The sequence below is a fragment of the Pseudomonas sp. AP3_22 TE3818 genome, from assembly GCF_053628995.1.
Window position 1 is genome coordinate 5,265,235 of sequence record NZ_JBRJHL010000001.1, and the last position, 21,771, is coordinate 5,287,005.

Annotated in this window: 17 protein-coding genes; all 17 read right to left on the reverse strand. The window is 59.0% G+C overall.

Annotation, left to right across the window (positions count from 1 at the left end; all coding sequences use genetic code 11):
* Window positions 1–104: 104 nt before the first annotated feature.
* On the reverse strand, window positions 105–1,394 hold the full coding sequence (eno, locus tag AB7M25_RS24090; RefSeq protein WP_454238068.1) for a phosphopyruvate hydratase: 1,290 nt from the start codon (window positions 1,392–1,394) through the stop codon (window positions 105–107).
* Window positions 1,395–1,543: 149 nt separating this feature from the next.
* Window positions 1,544–2,389, reverse strand: coding sequence for a 3-deoxy-8-phosphooctulonate synthase (gene kdsA, locus AB7M25_RS24095; protein WP_007970708.1), 846 nt, complete (start codon window positions 2,387–2,389; stop codon window positions 1,544–1,546).
* A gap of 5 nt (window positions 2,390–2,394) precedes the next feature.
* Window positions 2,395–4,026 (reverse strand): CTP synthase, encoded by a 1,632-nt coding sequence (locus AB7M25_RS24100; RefSeq protein WP_007996939.1) that lies wholly within the window; start codon window positions 4,024–4,026, stop codon window positions 2,395–2,397.
* Window positions 4,027–4,300: 274 nt separating this feature from the next.
* Window positions 4,301–5,629, reverse strand: a complete 1,329-nt coding sequence (gene tilS / locus AB7M25_RS24105; RefSeq protein ID WP_429385913.1) for a tRNA lysidine(34) synthetase TilS — start codon at window positions 5,627–5,629, stop codon at window positions 4,301–4,303.
* A gap of 135 nt (window positions 5,630–5,764) precedes the next feature.
* The gene (locus AB7M25_RS24110) at window positions 5,765–6,712 is read right to left on the reverse strand and encodes an acetyl-CoA carboxylase carboxyltransferase subunit alpha (protein ID WP_007978369.1); all 948 of its coding nucleotides are present in this window, start codon (window positions 6,710–6,712) and stop codon (window positions 5,765–5,767) included.
* A 139-nt stretch (window positions 6,713–6,851) separates the two neighbouring features.
* Window positions 6,852–10,373: a DNA polymerase III subunit alpha gene (dnaE, locus tag AB7M25_RS24115; RefSeq protein WP_429385915.1), complete on the reverse strand. Its 3,522-nt coding sequence runs from the start codon at window positions 10,371–10,373 to the stop codon at window positions 6,852–6,854.
* Between the two features lie 77 nt (window positions 10,374–10,450).
* Complete coding sequence (rnhB, locus tag AB7M25_RS24120; protein ID WP_429386144.1) at window positions 10,451–11,077, reverse strand: ribonuclease HII; 627 nt, start codon at window positions 11,075–11,077, stop codon at window positions 10,451–10,453.
* A gap of 11 nt (window positions 11,078–11,088) precedes the next feature.
* Window positions 11,089–12,219 (reverse strand): lipid-A-disaccharide synthase, encoded by a 1,131-nt coding sequence (gene lpxB, locus AB7M25_RS24125; RefSeq protein ID WP_429385917.1) that lies wholly within the window; start codon window positions 12,217–12,219, stop codon window positions 11,089–11,091.
* 2 nt (window positions 12,220–12,221) lie between these two features.
* On the reverse strand, window positions 12,222–12,998 hold the full coding sequence (gene lpxA, locus AB7M25_RS24130) for an acyl-ACP--UDP-N-acetylglucosamine O-acyltransferase (protein ID WP_429385918.1): 777 nt from the start codon (window positions 12,996–12,998) through the stop codon (window positions 12,222–12,224).
* Window positions 12,995–13,435: a 3-hydroxyacyl-ACP dehydratase FabZ gene (gene fabZ / locus AB7M25_RS24135; protein WP_007978374.1), complete on the reverse strand. Its 441-nt coding sequence runs from the start codon at window positions 13,433–13,435 to the stop codon at window positions 12,995–12,997. The genes lpxA and fabZ overlap by 4 nt, the downstream gene beginning before the upstream one ends.
* Window positions 13,436–13,543: 108 nt before the next feature.
* Entirely contained in the window at window positions 13,544–14,599 is a 1,056-nt protein-coding gene (gene lpxD, locus AB7M25_RS24140; RefSeq protein WP_104450675.1) for a UDP-3-O-(3-hydroxymyristoyl)glucosamine N-acyltransferase, read from the reverse strand.
* Window positions 14,600–14,602: 3 nt separating this feature from the next.
* A complete protein-coding gene (locus tag AB7M25_RS24145) occupies window positions 14,603–15,106 on the reverse strand; it encodes an OmpH family outer membrane protein (RefSeq protein WP_015093768.1) in 504 nt (167 codons plus the stop codon).
* Window positions 15,107–15,151: 45 nt separating this feature from the next.
* Window positions 15,152–17,542, reverse strand: coding sequence for an outer membrane protein assembly factor BamA (gene bamA, locus AB7M25_RS24150; RefSeq protein ID WP_429385920.1), 2,391 nt, complete (start codon window positions 17,540–17,542; stop codon window positions 15,152–15,154).
* Between the two features lie 72 nt (window positions 17,543–17,614).
* The gene (gene rseP, locus AB7M25_RS24155) at window positions 17,615–18,967 is read right to left on the reverse strand and encodes a sigma E protease regulator RseP (RefSeq protein WP_454238069.1); all 1,353 of its coding nucleotides are present in this window, start codon (window positions 18,965–18,967) and stop codon (window positions 17,615–17,617) included.
* Window positions 18,968–19,020: 53 nt separating this feature from the next.
* The gene (gene ispC, locus AB7M25_RS24160) at window positions 19,021–20,211 is read right to left on the reverse strand and encodes a 1-deoxy-D-xylulose-5-phosphate reductoisomerase (protein ID WP_429385923.1); all 1,191 of its coding nucleotides are present in this window, start codon (window positions 20,209–20,211) and stop codon (window positions 19,021–19,023) included.
* The gene (locus AB7M25_RS24165) at window positions 20,208–21,014 is read right to left on the reverse strand and encodes a phosphatidate cytidylyltransferase (protein WP_429391218.1); all 807 of its coding nucleotides are present in this window, start codon (window positions 21,012–21,014) and stop codon (window positions 20,208–20,210) included. The genes ispC and AB7M25_RS24165 overlap by 4 nt, the downstream gene beginning before the upstream one ends.
* Entirely contained in the window at window positions 21,014–21,769 is a 756-nt protein-coding gene (uppS, locus tag AB7M25_RS24170) for a polyprenyl diphosphate synthase (protein WP_429385926.1), read from the reverse strand. The genes AB7M25_RS24165 and uppS overlap by 1 nt, the downstream gene beginning before the upstream one ends.
* Window positions 21,770–21,771: the final 2 nt, after the last annotated feature.

Consider the following 21,771-nt stretch of genomic DNA (forward strand, 5'->3'; position numbering starts at 1 on the left):
TGGAAGAACCAGGCTTGTGCTGATAAGGCATCAGATTAGTGGCAAAAACGTCGCTGTAGCGATTTTTCCGACACAATCCGGTGTCTTTTTTACCACGTACTTACTCAGCCGCGGAATTCGCCGCGACCGTTGTACTTGGCCTTGCCGTTCAACTGCTCTTCGATACGCAGCAGTTGGTTGTACTTGGAAACGCGATCGGAACGGCACAGGGAGCCGGTCTTGATCTGGCCGGCCGAGGTGCCCACTGCCAGGTCGGCAATGGTCGAATCTTCGGTTTCGCCGGAGCGGTGCGAGATCACGGCGGTGTAACCGGCAGCCTTGGCCATCTGGATGGCTTCCAGGGTTTCGGTCAGGGTGCCGATCTGGTTGAACTTGATCAGGATCGAGTTGGCGATCTTCTTGTCGATGCCTTCTTTCAGGATCTTGGTGTTGGTGACGAACAGGTCGTCGCCTACCAGTTGGGTCTTCTCGCCGATCTTTTCGGTGAGGATCTTCCAGCCAGCCCAGTCGGACTCGTCCAGGCCATCTTCGATGGAGATGATCGGGTAACGCTCGGTCAGGCCTTTGAGGTAGTCAGCGAAACCTTCGGCGGTGAACACCTGGCCTTCGCCGGACAGGTTGTACTTGCCGTCTTCGTAGAACTCGCTGGCCGCGCAGTCCAGGGCCAGGGTCACGTCGGTGCCCAGCTTGTAACCGGCGTTGGCCACGGCTTCGGAGATCACTTTCAAAGCGTCTTCGTTGGAAGCCAGGTTCGGCGCGAAACCACCTTCGTCACCCACGGCAGTGCTCAGGCCACGGGCCTTCAGTACGGCTTTGAGGTGGTGGAAAATCTCGGTGCCCATGCGCAGACCTTCCGAGAAAGACTTGGCGCCAACCGGCTGAACCATGAATTCCTGGATGTCGACGTTGTTATCGGCGTGCTCGCCGCCGTTGATGATGTTCATCATCGGAACCGGCATCGAGTAGACACCCGGGGTGCCGTTCAGGTTGGCGATGTGAGCGTACAGCGGCAGGTCCTGGTCCTGTGCTGCGGCCTTGGCTGCAGCCAGGGAAACGGCGAGGATCGCGTTGGCGCCCAGGGAACCTTTGTTTTCAGTACCGTCGAGCTTGATCATTGCCAGATCGAGCGCTTTCTGGTCGCTTGGGTCCATGCCTTTCAAGAGGTCTTTGATCGGACCGTTGATGTTGGCTACGGCCTTCAGAACACCCTTGCCCAGGTAACGGCTCTTGTCGCCATCACGCAGCTCGAGCGCTTCACGCGAGCCAGTGGAAGCACCGGACGGCGCGCAGGCGCTGCCGATGATGCCGTTATCGAGAAGCACGTCCGCTTCCACGGTGGGATTGCCACGGGAGTCGAGAACTTCACGACCTTTGATGTCGACGATTTTAGCCATTGTTGTAAACACTCCAAAGTTGACGAAAACGCTACCGCTCGATTTATAACTTGTAAGTCAGATTACACGCGTAGGAGCCGGCTTGCTGGCGATAGCGTCCTCTCGGGCACCATCGCCAGCAAGCCGGCTCCTACGACCGGATTTCAATATTACGCGGTTTCTACCGTCGGAAAACTCTTCACCAGTTCGTCCAGGGCTTTGAGCTGGGCCAGGAATGGCTCCAGTTTGTCCAGGCGCAAGGCGCAAGGACCGTCACATTTGGCGTTGTCCGGATCCGGGTGGGCTTCCAGGAACAGGCCGGCCAGCGATTGGCTCATGCCGGCCTTCGCCAGGTCGGTGACCTGGGCGCGACGACCGCCGGCGGAATCGGAGCGACCGCCAGGCATTTGCAGCGCGTGGGTCACGTCGAAGAACACCGGGTATTCGAACTGCTTCATGATGCCGAAGCCGAGCATGTCGACGACCAGGTTGTTGTAGCCGAAGCTCGAACCACGCTCGCAGAGAATCAACTGATCATTACCCGCTTCCACACACTTGTTCAGGATGTGCTTCATTTCCTGAGGGGCGAGGAACTGGGCTTTCTTGATGTTGATCACGGCGCCCGTTTTGGCCATCGCAACCACGAGGTCGGTCTGGCGCGACAGGAAGGCCGGCAACTGGATGATGTCGCAGACTTCAGCGACGACCGCGGCCTGGTCAGGCTCGTGGACGTCGGTGATGACCGGCACGCCGAAGGCTTGCTTGATGTCCTGGAAGATGCGCATGCCTTCTTCCAGGCCAGGACCACGATAGGAGGTCACAGAAGACCGGTTGGCCTTGTCGAAACTGGCCTTGAACACGTAAGGGATACCGAGCTTTTCGGTGACCTTCACATACTCTTCGCAAACCTGCATGGCCATGTCACGGCTTTCCAGCACGTTCATGCCGCCGAACAGCACCATGGGTTTGTCGTTGGCAATCTCGATGTCGCCGACGCGGATGATCTTCTGTGCCATCGGGGTTACGCCTTCTTCTGGTGTTGAGCCAACGCGGCCTTGACGAAACCGCTGAACAGCGGATGGCCGTCGCGTGGCGTCGAGGTGAACTCAGGGTGGAACTGGCAAGCGACGAACCATGGATGATCCGGCGCTTCAACCACTTCAACCAGTGCGCCATCCCCGGAACGACCGGAGATTTTCAAACCGGCTTCCATGATTTGTGGCAGCAGGTTGTTGTTCACTTCGTAGCGATGACGGTGACGCTCGACGATCACGTCCTTGCCGTAGCAACCATGAACCAGGGAACCCGGCTCCAGCAGGCAATCCTGAGCGCCCAGGCGCATGGTGCCGCCCAGATCGGAAGCTTCGGTACGGATTTCGACCGCGCCGGTGGCATCTTCCCACTCGGTGATCAAGCCCACTACCGGGTGACCGCTTGCACGATCGAACTCGGTGGAGTTGGCGTCTTTCCAGCCCATCACGTTACGGGCGAACTCGATAACGGCCACTTGCATGCCCAGGCAGATGCCCAGGTACGGAACCTTGTTTTCGCGAGCGTATTGAACGGCAGTGATCTTGCCTTCAACGCCACGCAGACCGAAGCCGCCAGGCACCAGGATCGCGTCGACGCCTTCCAGCAGCGCGGTGCCCTGGTTCTCGATGTCTTCGGAATCGATGTAGCGCAGGTTGACCTTGGTACGGTTGCTGATGCCGGCGTGACTCATCGCTTCGATCAGCGACTTGTAGGCGTCCAGCAGCTCCATGTACTTGCCGACCATGGCGATGGTGACTTCGTGCTCAGGGTTGAGCTTGGCGTCGACCACGGCTTCCCACTCGGACAGATCGGCACCGCCGCATTGCAGGCCGAAGCGTTCGACGACGAAATCGTCCAGGCCCTGGGAGTGCAGGATGCCCGGGATCTTGTAGATGGTATCGGCATCTTCCAGCGCGATCACCGCACGTTCTTCAACGTTGGTGAACTGCGCGATCTTGCGACGCGACGACACATCGATCGGGTGGTCGGAGCGGCAGACCAGCACGTCTGGCTGCAGGCCGATGGAACGCAGTTCCTTCACCGAGTGCTGGGTTGGCTTGGTTTTGGTTTCACCGGCAGTGGCGATGTACGGCACCAGTGTCAGGTGCATCAGCATCGCGCGCTTGGCGCCGACTTCGAAACGCAGCTGGCGGATCGCCTCGAGGAACGGTTGCGACTCGATGTCACCCACGGTGCCACCGATCTCGACCATGGCCACGTCAGCGTCACCGGCACCCTTGATGATGCGGCGCTTGATTTCGTCGGTGATGTGCGGGATCACCTGGATGGTTGCACCCAGGTAGTCACCACGGCGTTCTTTGCGCAGCACGTGTTCGTAGACACGGCCGGTGGTGAAGTTGTTGTTCTGGGTCATGGTCGTGCGGATGAACCGCTCGTAGTGGCCCAGGTCCAGGTCGGTCTCGGCGCCGTCGTGGGTGACGAACACTTCACCGTGCTGGAACGGGCTCATGGTGCCCGGGTCGACGTTGATGTACGGGTCCAGCTTCAGCATGGTGACCTTAAGTCCCCGCGCCTCCAGGATGGCCGCCAATGATGCCGATGCAATGCCTTTCCCCAATGAAGAAACAACACCGCCCGTGACGAATATGTAGCGCGTCATGAAAAACCCTAGAAGTCTGCGTTAAAGCGGTCCGAGCCGCCGGGGAAAGCGAAGGAAGGCCGAAGCCCCCGATCACCTGCATTAATCACAGTGCACCTTTCAAAAAAACCGCCGCGTTGGGACAGACCGGGAAATGAATCACCGGTTCGTTGCTCGCTACACATTTTTTGGAATCGCCCAGCAAAGACTGCTTGGTAATCGGCAACTCCTGCAATTCAGGCGAATCCACAGAAGTTGTATCAAGAAGGGAGCGTAGTCTACCGGAAAGCCCCTTTCAGCTCAAACCTTGATCTTCGTTCAGTGGCTGCCAATGCAAATGCCAGTTACCGATCGCACCACCATCGAGCCCGTTGAGGTTCGCTACCGCCAGCATTTGCCCGTCTTTGTAGAGCAGCGGCAATCTGCCGCGCACGAAGGACGGTACAGCGCTTTCATTGAGCAAACGTTTCAGATCCCGATGGCCACGGCCTGGCAAAGCCATGACCTCTCCCCCCTCACGATAGCGGATCTGTAACGGACCATCAGGGATTTGCCCGGTGAGCGACAGCATGCCGTTGTCCGGGATTACCAGCGGTGAACGCGGGTCCTGCCACGTTCCGGCGACAGGCAGAGGGCGCAACCAGCGGCCCGACAGCCACCAGATCCGCCCGCCAGCCCGATGCAGCTCGCCATCGGCCAGCCGCCACACCGGGCAGGCATCGCCACTGGCGTCGCGCAAATCCTTCCAACCCGACCAATGGTCAGTGTCCGGCAGGCGGGTCAGCGGTTCGAGCCAATGACTCAAGGCATTGCGCTGCCGGGCATCGGAGAGTTGCGCAAGCGACGCCAGCTCAAGGGATCGCAAGCCCAGCCAGGCAAACTCACTGACAGAGTTGGCCTCACGCAAATCCATGTCTGCCAGCTCTTCGAGCAACCCCTGCGCTTCAGTCAGATGCGCCGCGCTGCGGGCCATGGTCGCCACCGCTTTTGGCCAGCGCCGGGTCAATGCGGGGAAAACTTGATGCCGCAGGTAGTTGCGCGAGTACTGCCGATCTTCGTTTGAAGGATCTTCGATCCAGCTCAAGCCATGCTCGTTGGCATAGGCCTCCAGTTCAGCCCGCGTCACATCGAGCAATGGCCGCAGCAGATGGCCTTTGCCCAACGGGCGCTGACGCGGCATTCCCGACAGTCCGCGTACGCCCGCTCCGCGCAACAAGCGAAACAACAGGGTTTCCGCCTGATCGTCGCGGTGCTGGGCGGTCAGCAGTACCTCACCGGGCCGAGTCACTTCGGTGAATGTGTGATAACGCGCGTCCCGCGCCGCACGCTCCAGACTGGCACCGGGCTGCACCTGCACCCGAACGATCTGCAATGGGACGCCCAGCGCAGCGCATACAGAACGACAATGTTCCGGCCACGCATCAGCCACAGCTTGAAGGCCGTGATGAACATGGATGGCACTCAGCGCCGGCAGGGATTCGGTTTTTGCGAGGTGTGCGAGCAGATGCAGCAAGACGGTGGAGTCCAGGCCGCCGGAGAAGGCGATGCGCCAGGTCGCAGCATTGCGCCACGCTTTCAGATTCAGCAAAAGCCTGGAAGGCAAATCAATCGCGGGCCGATCCATATCTTTCCCTTTGCACAAATCAAATGTGGGAGCGGGCTTGCTCGCGAAAGCGGTTCAACATTCAACGCACCCGTTGACTGTTATACCGCTTTCGCGAGCAAGCCCGCTCCCACACATGGGTACAGCGAGAGCTGATTACAGGCCGTAGCTCATCAGACGATCGTAACGGCGCTTGAGCAGCGCGTCGTTGTCGAACTTCTTCAGCATCGCCAGTTGCGAGCTCAGCTCGGCGCGGATCGATGCAGCGGCAGCAGCCGGGTCACGGTGCGCGCCGCCCAATGGCTCGCCAATCACCTTGTCCACGATGCCCAGGCCTTTGAGGCGCTCAGCGGTGATGCCCATCGCTTCTGCGGCATCCGGTGCCTTCTCGGCGGTTTTCCACAGAATCGAAGCGCAACCTTCCGGTGAAATCACCGCGTAGGTCGAGTATTGCAGCATGTTCAACTGGTCGCAGACACCGATTGCCAGTGCACCACCGGAACCACCCTCACCGATCACGGTGGCGATGATTGGGGTTTTCAGGCGCGCCATGACCCGCAGGTTCCAGGCAATCGCTTCGCTCTGGTTGCGCTCTTCAGCGTCGATGCCGGGGTAGGCGCCCGGGGTGTCGATGAAGGTCAGGATCGGCATCTTGAAGCGTTCGGCCATTTCCATCAGGCGGCAAGCCTTGCGATAGCCTTCCGGACGCGGCATGCCGAAGTTGCGGCGAACCTTCTCGCGCACTTCACGGCCCTTCTGGTGACCGATGACCATGACCGGCTTGTCGTCCAGACGGGCGATGCCGCCAACGATGGCCGCGTCGTCGGAGAAGTGACGGTCACCGTGCAGTTCGTCGAACTCGGTGAAGATGTGTTCGATGTAGTCCAGGGTATACGGACGTTTCGGGTGACGTGCCAGGCGTGCGATCTGCCAGCTGGTCAGCTTGCCGAAAATGTCTTCGGTCAGCGTTTTGCTCTTGTCCTGCAGGCGGGAGATCTCATCGCCGATATTCAGCGAATTGTCATTACCGACCAAGCGCAACTCTTCGATCTTGGCTTGCAGGTCGGCGATCGGCTGTTCGAAATCTAGAAAATTCGGGTTCATAGGCGTCCGTCTTGGGTCGAGTCCCAAGGAGTCTTGGGCCGGCCGGTTGTCTATTCGCGCCCTACCTTAAGGGACAGGCGCGTTGAGGTCGAGATTAAAAATTCAGGTCAAGGTCAGGGCAATCTGATGGCACTGACCGTCAACGGTATTGGAGGAAGACGTTGTCTCGCCCGAACTGGTCACGCAAGGCTTGAATCAACGCATCCGCCGGATCGATCCGCCAGCCCTCGCCGAACTGCAACAAGGCCTTCGCATCAGGGCTGGTGTAGTCCATGGTGATCGGGCACGCACCGCGGTGACGCTTCAACAGCTCGCCCAACCAGCGTAGCTGATCGCCCTTGAGATCCTTGGCATGCAGCTTCAGACGCAGGCTTTCGGCGAGGTTGGTGCGCGCATCTTCCATGCTCATCACCCGCTTGACCCGCAACTTAAGGCCACCGGAGAAGTCGTCATTGCTGACCTCGCCTTCGACCACCACCATCGCGTCGGTCTGCAACAGTGACTGCGCCGAATGGAACGCCTCGGAAAACAGCGAGGCCTCGATCCGCCCGGAGCGGTCATCAAGGGTAATGAACCCCATCTTGTCGCCCTTTTTGTTCTTCATCACCCGCAAGGCGATGATCATCCCGGCAACAGTCTGGGTATCACGCGCCGGTTTCAGATCAATGATGCGTTGACGGGCGAAGCGACGGATTTCACCTTCATATTCGTCAATCGGGTGACCGGTCAGGTACAGGCCGAGGGTATCTTTCTCGCCTTTGAGACGCTCCTTGAGGGTCAGCTCCTTGGCCTTGCGGTGATTGGCATAGACGTCGGCGTCTTCTTCGACAAACAGGCCGCCAAACAGGTCCGAGTGACCGCTGTCCTGGGTGCGCGCGGTCTGTTCGGCCGCCTTGATCGCTTCTTCCATGGCCGTCAGCAGCACCGCGCGATTGCGGTCAATGTTGGCCTGGTAGGCTTTCTGCTCATCGTGGAAATACGGCCCGAGGCGATCCAGGGCACCGCTGCGGATCAAACCGTCGAGGGTGCGCTTGTTGATGCGCTTGAGATCGACCCGGGCACAGAAATCGAACAGATCCTTGAACGGACCGGCCAGACGCGCCTCGGTGATTGCCTCGACCGGCCCCTCACCCACACCCTTGATGGCCCCCAGGCCGTAGATGATCCGGCCTTCGTCGTTCACCGTGAACTTGAATTCGGAGGTGTTGACGTCCGGCGCGTCGAGACGCAGCTTCATGGTCCGCACTTCTTCGATCAAGGTCACGACCTTGTCGGTGTTGTGCATATCCGCCGAGAGTACCGCGGCCATGAACGGCGCCGGGTAGTGCGCCTTCAGCCACGCGGTCTGGTACGACACCAGGCCATAGGCGGCGGAGTGGGATTTGTTGAAACCGTAACCGGCGAACTTTTCCACCAGGTCGAAAATGTTACCGGCCAGGTCCGCGTCGATATTGTTGGTGGCGCAACCTTCAATGAAACCGCCGCGCTGCTTGGCCATTTCCTCGGGTTTTTTCTTACCCATGGCGCGACGCAGCATGTCCGCGCCACCGAGGGTGTAGCCGGCCATGACCTGGGCAATCTGCATCACCTGTTCCTGATACAGGATGATGCCGTAGGTCGGTGCCAGTACGGGCTTGAGGCCTTCGTACTGGTAGTCCGAGTGCGGATACGCCAGCTCGGCGCGACCGTGCTTGCGGTTGATGAAGTCGTCCACCATGCCCGATTGCAGCGGGCCCGGACGGAACAGGGCCACCAGTGCGATCAAGTCTTCCAGGCAATCTGGCTTGAGCTTTTTGATCAGCTCTTTCATGCCCCGGGATTCAAGCTGGAACACCGCCGTGGTTTCGGCTTTTTGCAGCAAGGTGTAGGTCGGTTTGTCGTCCAGCGGAATGAACGCGATATCCAGCGGCGGCTCGTTGACCTTGGCGCGGTCGCGGTTGATGGTTTTCAGCGCCCAATCGATGATCGTCAGGGTCCGCAAACCGAGGAAGTCGAACTTCACCAGACCGGCCGCTTCAACGTCGTCCTTGTCGAACTGGGTTACCAGGCCATCGCCCGCTTCGTCGCAGTAGATCGGCGAGAAGTCGGTCAGTTTGGTCGGGGCGATCACCACACCACCGGCGTGCTTGCCGACGTTACGCACAACGCCTTCAAGCTTGCGGGCCATCTCCCAGATTTCCGCGGCTTCTTCATCGACCTTGATGAAGTCGCGCAGGATTTCTTCCTGCTCGTAGGCTTTTTCCAGGGTCATGCCGACTTCGAACGGAATCATCTTCGACAGACGGTCCGCCAGGCCATAAGACTTGCCCTGCACCCGCGCCACGTCGCGGACCACAGCCTTGGCGGCCATGGAACCGAAGGTGATGATCTGGCTCACAGCGTTGCGGCCGTACTTCTCGGCCACGTAGTCGATCACCCGGTCGCGACCGTCCATGCAGAAGTCGACATCGAAGTCGGGCATCGATACCCGTTCCGGATTGAGGAAACGTTCGAACAGCAGGTCATATTCCAGCGGGTCGAGGTCGGTAATCTTCTGCACATAGGCCACCAGCGACCCGGCACCCGACCCACGGCCTGGACCTACCGGTACGCCGTTGTTCTTGGCCCACTGGATAAAGTCCATCACGATCAGGAAGTAACCGGGGAAACCCATCTGGATGATGATATCCAGCTCGAAATTCAGCCGATCGACATAGACCTGACGCTTGGCTTCATAGTCTTCGGTGGTGTCCTTGGGCAGCAGGACGGCAAGGCGCTCTTCCAGGCCATCGAAGGACACCTTGCGGAAGTACTCGTCGATGGTCATGCCATCGGGGATCGGGAAGTTGGGCAGGAAGTGCGTACCCAGCTTCACTTCGATGTTGCAACGCTTGGCGATCTCGACGGTGTTTTCCAGCGCTTCGGGAATGTCGCTGAACAGCTCGGCCATTTCCTCGGCGCTTTTGAGGTACTGCTGATCGCTGTAATTCTTCGAACGCCGCGGATCGTCGAGCGCGCGACCCTCACCGATGCAGACGCGGGTTTCGTGGGCGGCGAAGTCTTCCTGCTTGATGAAACGCACGTCATTGGTCGCCACCAGCGGCGCACCGAGCTTCTCGGCCAGGGCCACGGCGCCGTGCAACTGTTCTTCATCGTTGGGGCGGTTGGTGCGCTGGATTTCCAGATAGAAACGATCCGGAAACACATCCATCCATTCGCGGGCCAGGGTTTCCGCTTCCGCCGGGTTGCCGCTGAGCATGGCCTGGCCGATCTCGCCTTCTTTGGCCGCCGACAACATGATCAAGCCGGCGCTGGCTTCAGCGACCCATTCGCGCTCGATGATGATTGCGCCATTGCGCTGCCCCTCGATAAAGCCGCGGGAAATCAGCTCGGTGAGGTTGCGATAGCCTTCGGCGTTCATCACCAGCAGGCTGATCCGGCTCAGCGGGTTGTCCGGATCCTTGTTCGACAGCCACAGGTCGGCGCCGCAGATCGGCTTGATCCCGGCACCCATGGCGGCTTTATAGAATTTGACCAGGGAACACATGTTGTTCTGGTCGGTGACCGCTACGGCAGGCATGTTCATGCCGACCAGGGTCTTGACCAGCGGTTTGATCCGCACCAGACCGTCGACCAGGGAGTATTCAGTGTGCAGGCGTAGGTGAACGAATGAAGCCGGCATAGTGATCCTGTCTGAGAACGTAAAGACAACAAGGCCCGGATTGTACCGGGCCTTGGTAAAAAAAATCAGCCTTGCGACTAACTCTCGATGAGACTTTCCCGCGCCTCGTAAGCCAGCCGCACCGGAGCAAACGAACGTCGGTGAATCGGGGTCGGGCCAAGACGCGCGAGCGCTTCCAGATGAACGGGGGTCGGGTAGCCCTTGTGACCACCGATGCCGTAGCCGGGGTAGATCAACTCGAACGCAGCCATTTCGCGATCACGACTGACCTTGGCCAGAATCGATGCAGCGGCGATGGCAGGAACCTTGCTATCGCCCTTCACCACAGCCTCGGAACGCATTGGCAGTTTCGGGCAGCGGTTGCCGTCGATCATCGCCAGCTTCGGCTGGATGTGCAGCCCGGCAATGGCGCGCTGCATGGCCAGCATGGTGGCGTGCAGGATGTTCAGTTCGTCGATTTCTTCGACTTCGGCGCGAGCGATGCACCAGCTCAGGGCTTTTTCGCAGATTTCGTCGTAGAGCTTTTCGCGACGGGCTTCGGTGAGCTTCTTCGAGTCGTTCAGGCCGAGGATCGGGCGGTTCGGATCAAGAATCACCGCCGCCGTCACTACCGCGCCACAGAGCGGGCCGCGACCGACTTCATCGACGCCGGCAACCAACTCTTCGACTTCAGCGACCAAGGTAAAGTCCAGCCCCATCTGCATGTTCGTTTTACTCATTCTACTTGGCCGATCAGCTTCAGCACTGCGTCCGCAGCCTGGTTGGAGGCATCCAGACGCAGGGTCCGGTGAATTTCATCAAAACCACGGGTCTGCTCTTCCCCACCCTCGATCAAGGGCGACAAGGTCTGGGCCAGCGCTTCGACCGTGGCATCGTCCTGCAACAACTCGGGCACCAACAGACGCTGTGCCAACAAGTTCGGCAACGAAATATAGGGGCTTTTCACCATGCGCTTGAGAATCCAGAACGTCAGTGGCGCCAGGCGATAGGCGACCACCATCGGCCGCTTGTACAGCAATGCTTCAAGCGTCGCGGTACCGGAGGCAATCAACACCGCATCGCACGCTGCCAAGGCCAGATGCGACTGTCCATCGAGCAGGGTCAGTGGCAGATCGCGACCAGCCAACAGCTCTTCAAGCTGTGCGCGACGTTGCGCACTGGCGCAAGGCATGACAAAACGCACACCCGGGCGCAACGCCCGCAGGCGCTGCGCGGTATCGAGAAACAACGCACCTAGCCGGCCAACTTCACCGCCACGGCTGCCTGGCATCAACGCCACCAGCGGCCCGTCAGGCAAACCGAGCTCGGCCCGCGCAGCCGCGCGATCGGCTTCGAGCGGAATGGCATCGGCCAGGGTATGGCCGACGAACCGCACCGGCACGCCTTTCTCTTCATAAAATTTGGCTTCGAACGGGAACAGCGTGAGCATCAGGTCGCAGCCTTCGCGAATCTTCAGCACGCGTTTCTGCCGCCAGGCCCACACCGACGGACTGACGTAATGCACGGTCTTGATACCGGCCTGACGCAGTTTGAGTTCGATATTGAGGTTGAAGTCCGGCGCATCGATACCGATGAACACATCGGGTTTCGCGGCGATCAGGTCGGCGACCAGCTTCTTGCGCCGCGCCAGCAACTCGCGCAACCGGCCCAGCACTTCCACCAGGCCCATGACGGACAGACGTTCCATCGGGAAATACGAAGTCAGGCCTTCAGCCTGCATCAACGGACCACCGACACCGATGAACTCGACCGCCGGGTGATGAGCCTTGAGCGCGCGCATGAGGCCCGCACCCAGAATGTCACCGGAAGCCTCACCCGCTACCAGCGCAATACGCAGATTGGCCATGGTTAGCGAGTGATGCCGCGAGTCGAAGACTGGATGGAGTCACGGAACACCGCCACTTCCGGATATTGGGCGGACGGCTCTTCCAGTTCGGCAAGCGCCTGCTCCACGGTCAGACCCTGGCGGTACACCACCTTGTAGGCACGACGCAGCGCGTGGATCGCATCTTCGCTGAACCCCCGACGGCGCATACCCTCGAAGTTCATGCTGCGAGCTTCGGCAGGGTTGCCGAATACCGTGACGTAGGCTGGAACATCCTTGCCGATCGCCGTACCCATGCCGGAGAAGCTGTGGGCGCCGATGTGGCAATACTGATGAACCAGGGTAAAACCGGAGAGGATGGCCCAGTCTTCCACATGCACGTGGCCCGCCAGTGCGGTGTTGTTCACCAGGATGCAGTGGTTGCCAATCACGCTGTCGTGGCCGATGTGGGCATAGGCCATGATCAGGTTGTGATCGCCCAGGGTTGTTTCCGAACGATCCTGTATGGTGCCACGGTGGATCGTCACGCCTTCACGGATGACGTTGTGATCACCAATCACCAGGCGGGTTTCCTCGCCCTTGTACTTCAGGTCAGGCGTATCTTCACCCACCGAGGAAAACTGGTAGATGCGATTGTGCTTGCCGATTCGGGTCGGTCCCTTGAGGATCACGTGCGGCCCGATGACTGTCCCCTCGCCGATTTCCACACCTGCGCCGACGATCGACCACGGGCCGACCTCGACGCCGTCAGCCAGAATGGCTGTCGGATCGATGATTGCACGAGGGTCAATCAAACTCATAGTTTGCGTTCCGCGCAGATGATTTCAGCGGAGCAGACTGGCTTGCCATCGACCGAAGCCTGGCATTCGAATTTCCAGATCTGACGCTTGCAGCTGATGAACTTGGCTTCAAGGATCAACTGATCGCCTGGCAGAACCGGCTGGCGGAAGCGCAGCTTGTCGGAACCGACGAAGTAATAGAGGGTGCCGTCGGCCGGTTTCACGTCAAGCATCTTGAAACCAAGGATCCCGGCAGCCTGAGCCATGGCCTCGATGATCAATACGCCCGGCATGATTGGATGCGCGGGGAAGTGACCATTGAAGAACGGTTCGTTGATGCTGACATTCTTGTAGGCGCGAATGCGCTTGCCTTCAACATCCAGCTCCACTACCCGGTCCACCAGCAGGAACGGGTAACGGTGAGGCAGGTATTCGCGAATCTCGTTGATGTCCATCATTTCGGGGGGAAGCCTATGTAAAGATTGGGAGCGCGCGACTGACGCACGTTCCGCTAGCAAATCAAGGAGGCAGTCTAGCGGCTGTGCACACTTGATATGGAAATGGTATCAGCCATCTGATGAAGCATTACCGTCAGGGGTCACTTCCCCTACTTGCTTTTCCAGCTGTCGCAGGCGCCGCGCGATGTCATCGAGCTGACGGATGCGAGCCGCGCTTTTGCGCCATTCGGCTGCTGGCTGCATGGCCGTACCGGAAGAATAGGAACCCTTTTCGGTAATCGAGTGGGTCACCATGGTCATTCCGGTGATGAAAACGTTATCGCAAATCTCGATATGCCCCACCAGCCCTACACCGCCAGCGAGCATGCAATGCTTGCCGATCTTGGTGCTGCCGGAGATCCCGACACAGGCGGCCATGGCGGTGTGATCACCGACCTGAACGTTGTGGGCGATCTGGATCTGGTTGTCGAGCTTCACACCATTACCGAGAATGGTATCGGCCAATGCGCCGCGGTCGATAGCGGTATTCACGCCAATCTCGACATCGTCACCGACCAGCACACCACCGATCTGGGCAATTTTCTGCCAGACACCTTTCTCATTGGCAAAACCGAAACCTTCGCCGCCGAGCACGGCACCCGACTGAATGACCACACGCTTGCCAATGCGCACGTCGTGGTACAGCGTGACCCGTGGGGCCAGCCAACCGCCTTCGCCGATTTCGCAACGGGCACCGATGAAGCAATGCGCACCGATGGTCACGCCGGCAGCGATTCGTGCTGCGCTTTCGATCACCGCAAAGGCACCAATACTCGCAGCCGGGTCAACCACCGCGTCCTCGGCCACAACGGCTGTCGGGTGAATACCGGCAGCCGCTTTCGGCTTTGGATCGAACAGGTGGGAAACACGCGCGTAGGCCAGATACGGATCAGGCACCACCAACGCATTACCGGCAAAACCTTCGGCATCAGCAGCCTTCAGCAACAGCGCTGCGGCCCGGCTGTCCGCCAGGTACTTACGGTATTGAGGGTTTGCGAGAAAGCTCAACTGAGCTGGGCCAGCCTCCTGCAAGGTGGCTAGCCCAGTAATTTCTCTCTCCGGGTCGCCACGTAGTGTGGCGCCGAGGAACTCGGCCAATTGGCCGAGCTTAATGGTCACGGTCATGGATTACTTCAGCTGATTCATGCGCTCGATAACCTGGCGAGTGATGTCGTACTGCGGCTTGACATCAATCACTGCACCACGCTCGAAGACCAGGTCAAAAGCACCTTTCTTGATGACTTCTTCCACAGCGCTGTCCAGTTTCGGCTTGAGCTGCTTCAGCATTTCACGGTCGGCAACGGCTTTGGCTTCGTTCAGCTCCTTGGACTGGAACTGGAAGTCACGGGCCTTTTGCTTGAATTCAAGCTCCAGACGCTCGCGCTCGCCCTGCTGCATTTTGTCGCCACCGGCCATCAGGCGGTCCTGAATACCCTTGGCGCTGGTTTCCAGCGTCTTGAGCTTGGTCAGCTGAGGACCGAACTTCTTCTCGGCATCCACGGCGTATTTCTTGGCCGCGTCGGACTCCAGCAGAGCCATCTGATAGTTCAGAACTGCAATTTTCATGTCGGCAAATGCCGGACCAGCGACCAGTACGCTGGCCAGGAGAACCAATTGAGTCAACTTACGCACGATGCACTCCTACAAAATTCATTGTCGTTATCTTGGGTCAGACGCTTAGAACGTCTGGCCGAGGGAAAATTGGAACACTTGAGTCTCGGCGTCATCCGGTTTCTTGACCGGCATGGCCAATGCGAAACTCAAAGGACCCAGTGCAGTGACCCACGTCACACCTACACCAACAGAGCTAGCCATATTGCTCAGGCTAATGTCGTTGCACTGCGTATTGGACTTCGACGCAGGATTTGTATTGGTCGTCTGCTCGCATTTGGAGTCGAACACGTTACCCACGTCCCAGAATACCGACGTACGCAGGGAACGTTGATCCTTGACGAACGGCAGCGGGAACAGAATCTCCGCACCACCTTGAATCAGGACATTACCGCCGAACGGCAGTGGATCCTGATCCGGGTCAGCAAGAGTGCCCGGGTTGCCAGTAGTGCCTGCGCCACGGCTCGGAGTACTGCGTGGACCCAATGTACTGTCCTTGAAGCCACGAACCGAGTTGAAACCACCAGCATAGTAGTTTTCATAGAATGGCAAGCCGTCAGTCGAACCATAACCATCGCCATAACCCAATTCCGTGTGCAGGCGCATGGTGTAGTTTTCAGACAGTGGCTGGAACAACTGGCCACGATAATCGAGTTTGAAGAACGACAGGTCGCTACCCGGTACGGTGACCTCCGCCGTCAAGCTTTGAGAATGACCACGAGTCGCCAATACGCCTTTGTTCAGGGTGGACTCGGACCAACCGGCCGAAGCCTTGAAGTTCAGGTACTTGTCGCCTTCCTTGTTAACAAAGTCGAAGATCTCGTCAACGGTGTAAACGCCGGTCTTGATTTCGTCTTGTTGCGCATTCAGGCCGAAGGTCAGACGCGAAGTCTCGCTGATTGGATAACCCACACTCACACCGGCACCCAGGCTGTCTACGGCGTAGCTGGCGACGTCAGTATCGAGGTCATCGTAGTCAGTCGTGCGGTAGAAGGCGTTGTAACCCAGGCTCACGCCGTCGGCGGTCCAGTAGGGGTCGACGAAACCGAAGTTGTAGCGGGTCTGGTATTCGCTTTTGGTCAGGCCGACGCTGACCTTGTTACCGGTACCCAGGAAGTTGTTCTGAGTGATCGAACCACCGAGGATCAGACCGGCACTCTGGGCGAAACCGACACTGGCGGTAATCGAACCGGAGGCTTGTTCTTCAACGCTGTAGTTGACGTCCACCTGGTCATCGACACCCGGTACGGCCGGGGTTTCGACGTTGACTTCCTTGAAGAAGCCCAGACGCTCCAGACGGGTCTTGGATTGATCGATCAGGTAGGTCGAAGCCCAGCCGCCTTCCATCTGACGCATTTCACGACGCAGCACTTCGTCTTCGGACTTGGTGTTGCCACGGAAGTTGATGCGGTTCACGTAGGCACGCTTGCCCGGATCGACCGCGAACAGGATGTCCACGGTGTGATCTTCATCGTGCGGTTGAGGCACGCCGTTGACGTTGGCGAAGGTGTAGCCTTCGTTGCCCAGGCGACGGGTGATCAGCTCGGAGGTGGTGGTCATCAGCTTGCGCGAGAACACCTGGCCTTTTTGCACCAGCAACAGGGACTTGATCTGGTCCTCAGGGACTTTCAGGTCGCCGCTGAGTTTGACGTCACGAACGGTGTATTTCTCGCCTTCGTTGACGTTGACGGTGATGTAGACGTGTTTCTTGTCCGGCGTAATGGAAACCTGGGTCGAAGCGATATCCATGTTGATATAGCCACGGTCCAGGTAGTAGGAACGCAGACGTTCCAGGTCACCGGAGAGTTTTTCACGGGCGTACTTGTCATCGTTCTTGAAGAACGACAACCAGTTGGTGGTCTTGAGTTCGAAAAGGTCGATCAGGTCTTCATCGGGAAAGACCGTGTTGCCCACCACGTTGATGTGCTGGATAGCCGCAACGGTACCTTCGTTGATGTTGACCTTCAGGCCAACGCGGTTACGCGGCTGCGGCACCACTTCGGTGTCGACGGTAGCCGAATAGCGACCCTGGGCGACGTACTGGCGCTGCAGTTCGTTACGCACGCCTTCAAGGGTGGCACGCTGGAAGATCTCGCCTTCGGCCAGACCGGATTGTTTTAGGCCTTTCATCAGGTCTTCGGTAGAGATCGCCTTGTTGCCTTCGATCTCGATACTGGCGACCGACGGACGCTCGACTACCGTGATGACCAGGACGTTGCCATCGCGGCCCAGCTGGATATCTTGAAAGAAACCGGTTTTGAACAACGCACGAGTGGATTCCACCAGGCGACGATCATCCGCCTGTTCACCGACGTTCAACGGCAAAGCACCAAAGACGCTACCCGCGGAGACCCGCTGGAGGCCATTGACGCGAATATCAGAGATAGTGAAGGACTCGGCGTGAACTTCGGCGATCATCAATACGGTGAGAACCGCAGTTAGCAGCAGACGTTTCATGAAGTCCTTTCTTATTCCAACTGGCAATAAACAAACTGCCGCAAAATGCGGCAGATTCGCAATTCAGCGACGTTACAGACGACTCAGATCATTAACCAGAGCGAGCAACATCACTCCGATCACCAAACTGATGCCAATCTGTATCCCCCAACCTTGCACCCGATCCGACAAGGGACGACCACGCGCCCACTCAATCAGATAAAACAACAAATGCCCCCCATCCAGCACAGGAATGGGCAGCAAATTCAGAACCCCCAGGCTAATACTCAGATAAGCAAGGAAATTCAGGAAATCTGCAACACCCGACTGGGCCGAAGCGCCCGCCACTTTAGCAATGGTTATCGGTCCACTCAAGTTTTTTACCGAGAGCTCGCCGAACAACATTTTCTTCAGTGAATCGAGGGTCAGCACGCTCATGGTCCAGGTGCGCCGAGCCCCCTCGCCAATCGCTGCCAATGGTCCGTAACTGACCTCGCGGATCATCTCCGGCGGCCAATCGACAGCCTTCACTCCTGCCCCCAGGTAGCCGCTGGGTGACTTGCTCTCGCCGCGAGCGACAAGTGTCACCGGGACGTCGATTTGAGCACCGCCCCGCTCAACCCGCAGCATGATTTTGGTATCAGGATGCATACGGACGGTATCGACGACCTGCTGCCAGTCATCCAGCGTACGACCATCGAGCGCCAGCAACCGGTCACCGGTCTTCAGGCCGGCAGCCTGGGCCGGCCCCTTTGGATCGAGTTCAGCCAGAACAGGCGGCAATGCCGGGCGCCACGGGCGAATCCCCAACGAATGAATGGGGTCTGGCTCGTCAGCCCCTTTGAGCCATTTATCCAGCGCAAGTTCACGTGGCGAATCGGTCGTCGAGCCTTGCTCGCGAACCATTATCTGCAACGAGCCGCTTTCACCCAGGCGACGAACCAGCTGCAGGTTCACCGCCGCCCAGCCGGAAGTCGCCTCGCCGTCAATGGCCACGATTTCCTCGCCCGGGCTCAATCCCGCCTTGGCCGCGATGCTGCCGGACTCGACAGCCCCGATGACCGGACGCACCTGCTCGCTGCCGAGCATTGCCAGCGCCCAGAAGAACACCAATGCCAGCAGGAAATTGGCAATCGGCCCCGCCGCCACGATGGCAATGCGCTGACGAACGGATTTGCGATTGAAGGATTGACCAAGCTGGTCGGGCGGTACTTCGCCTTCGCGCTCGTCGAGCATTTTCACGTAGCCGCCCAACGGGATGGCGGCAACAACAAATTCGGTGCCCTGCCTGTCGTGCCAGCGCAGCAAAGGCATGCCGAAGCCTACGGAGAAGCGCAGCACCTTGACCCCACAGCGACGCGCGACCCAGAAATGGCCGAACTCGTGGAAGGTAACCAGCACACCCAGAGCGACCAAGGTGCCGACAATCATATAGAGCGCGCTCATCTACTTTCTCCGCAATCCTATCCGCTGCTGCCTGGGCCAACTATCTGCAGCATTTACCGCCCGTGACGGCTCAACCATTGTCCGGCCAGCAATCGCGCTTTCGCGTCTGCCGTGAACACTGCCTCGAGATCATCCACTGCCACGACAGGCTCCAGACTCAGTACTTCCTCGATGATACTCGCGATTTCCGGGTAACGAACCCGCTCGTCGAGAAATGCCGCCACCGCCACTTCATTTGCCGCATTGAGCATGGCCGGCGCACTGTTACCCGCCTCGGCCGCCTGGCGCGCCAGACGCAAACAAGGGAAACGCTCTTCATCGGGCGCCTGGAAGTCCAGCCGTGCAATGGCAAACAGATCCAGCGGCGCCACACCCGAGTCAATCCGCTCCGGCCAGGCCAGGGCATTGGCGATGGGCGTGCGCATGTCCGGATTACCCAGCTGTGCCAGGACAGAACCATCGACGTAGTCGACCAGCGAATGAATCACGCTTTGCGGATGAATCACCACCTCGACCTGCGATGGTCTGGCATCGAACAGCCAGCAGGCTTCGATCAGCTCAAGCCCTTTGTTCATCATGCTGGCCGAGTCAACGGAGATTTTTCGCCCCATGGACCAGTTCGGATGCGCACACGCCTGGTCAGGTGAAACATGTGCCAGCTCAGCCATTGGCGTCTGACGGAACGGACCGCCGGAAGCCGTCAGCAAAATCCGGCGTACGCCGACCGCCTCGAGGCCACGGGCATAATCGTGCGGCATGCACTGGAAAATGGCGTTGTGCTCGCTATCGATCGGCAACAACACCGAGCCGCTCTTGCGCACCGCCTGCATGAACAGCGCGCCGGACATCACCAGCGCTTCTTTATTGGCCAGGAGGATCTTCTTGCCCGCCTCGACCGCCGCCAGCGTCGGGCGCAATCCTGCCGCACCAACGATGGCCGCCATGACCGTATCGACTTCCGGATCGGAAGCGACCTGACACAAACCTTCCTCACCCACCAGAACGCGGGTTGGAAGACCCGCCGCGCGCAAATCATCCTGCAAGGTGCGAGCAGCTGCGACCTCAGGCACTACGGCAAATCGCGGCATATGGCGCACACAGAGCGCCAGCAATTCACTCAAGCGAGTGAAGCCACTCAAGGCAAAGACCTGGTAACGATCAGGATGACGAGCGATGACGTCGAGCGTACTCAGGCCAATCGAACCGGTGGCCCCCAGAACGGTAATCTGTTGCGGGCGGCTCATGGCGCCGCCATCCACAACAGCACGGCGAACACCGGAATGGCCGCCGTCAGACTGTCGATACGATCCAGCACGCCACCGTGACCCGGAAGCAGATTGCTGCTGTCCTTGATCCCGGACTGACGCTTGAACATGCTTTCAGTGAGGTCGCCCACCACCGAAATGAACACGATCAGCGCAGCACAGATCAGCCCTTTGAACAGCTGCGCCACCGTCCAGTCGCGCACCAGAGCAACGAGCGTGGTAATGACCAGGCTCAGCGCCAGACCACCGTACACGCCCTCCCAGCTTTTGCCCGGACTGACCTGCGGTGCGAGTTTACGCTTGCCGAAAGCACGACCGGAGAAGTAGGCGCCGATATCGGCCCCCCAGACCAGCACCATCACGGCCATGATCAGCCAGTTACCCAGCGGGTACTGCTTGATCTGCACCAACCCCTGCCAGGCCGGCAGAAGAATCAACAGGCCGATCACCAGCCTGGTCGCCGCATTGGACCAATGCTCGCTCGAACGCGGATAGGTCAGCACCAGGTACGTCGCCACCGCCCACCACAGTACCGAAGCGCCCAATACCCAAGGCGCCAGCCCGGGCAGGATGTACATGACGAACAGCATCAAGGCGACCACCGCGGCAAAGCCGACGCGGAACGCTTGACCGGCGAAACCCGCCAGACGCGCCCACTCCCATGCACCAAGGGTAACTACCAGCCCGATGAACAGCGCAAAACCGGAACCTTCAAGCAGGAAAAACCCGCACAGGGCAATCGGCAGCAGGATCAGTGCGGTGATGATTCGTTGTTTAAGCATTAAACCCGGGCTCCAGCCTCGACCTGCTCGCTCGTTTTACCGAAGCGGCGCTGGCGGGAAGCGTAATCGGCCAGCGCATTGCGCATGGCATCGTGTTTGAAGTCCGGCCAGAACAGGTCGGAAAAATACAGCTCGGCATAGGCCAGCTGCCAGAGCAGGAAATTGCTGATGCGATGCTCGCCACCGGTACGGATACACAAGTCAGGCAACGGCAGATCACCTGTGGCCAGGCAGGTCTGCAGCAGATCTGGCGTGATGTCTTCCGGACGCAAGTGTCCGGCTTGAACCTCTCGTGCCAGTCGTTGCGCCGCTTGCGCGATATCCCACTGACCGCCGTAATTGGCGGCGATCTGCAGGATAAAACGATTGGTGCCAACCGTCATGGCCTCGGCTTCGCGCATGGCAGCCTGCAGCTCGGGATGAAAACGCGAGCGATCACCAATGATGCGCAGGCTGATGTTGTTGTCGTTGAGGCGCTTGGCCTCACGACGCAGCGCTTTGAAGAACAGATCCATCAAGGCGCTGACCTCATCGGCCGGACGCTGCCAGTTCTCGCTGGAAAAGGCGAACAGGGTCAGCACCTCGACCTTGGCTTCGGCACAGACTTCAATGACCGCACGTACCGCATCCACGCCCGCTTTATGCCCGGCGACACCCGGCATAAAGCGTTTTTTCGCCCAGCGATTATTACCATCCATGATGATCGCGACATGGCGCGGCACCGCGGACGGTGCAGTCTGCTTGGTCTTTTCCATGA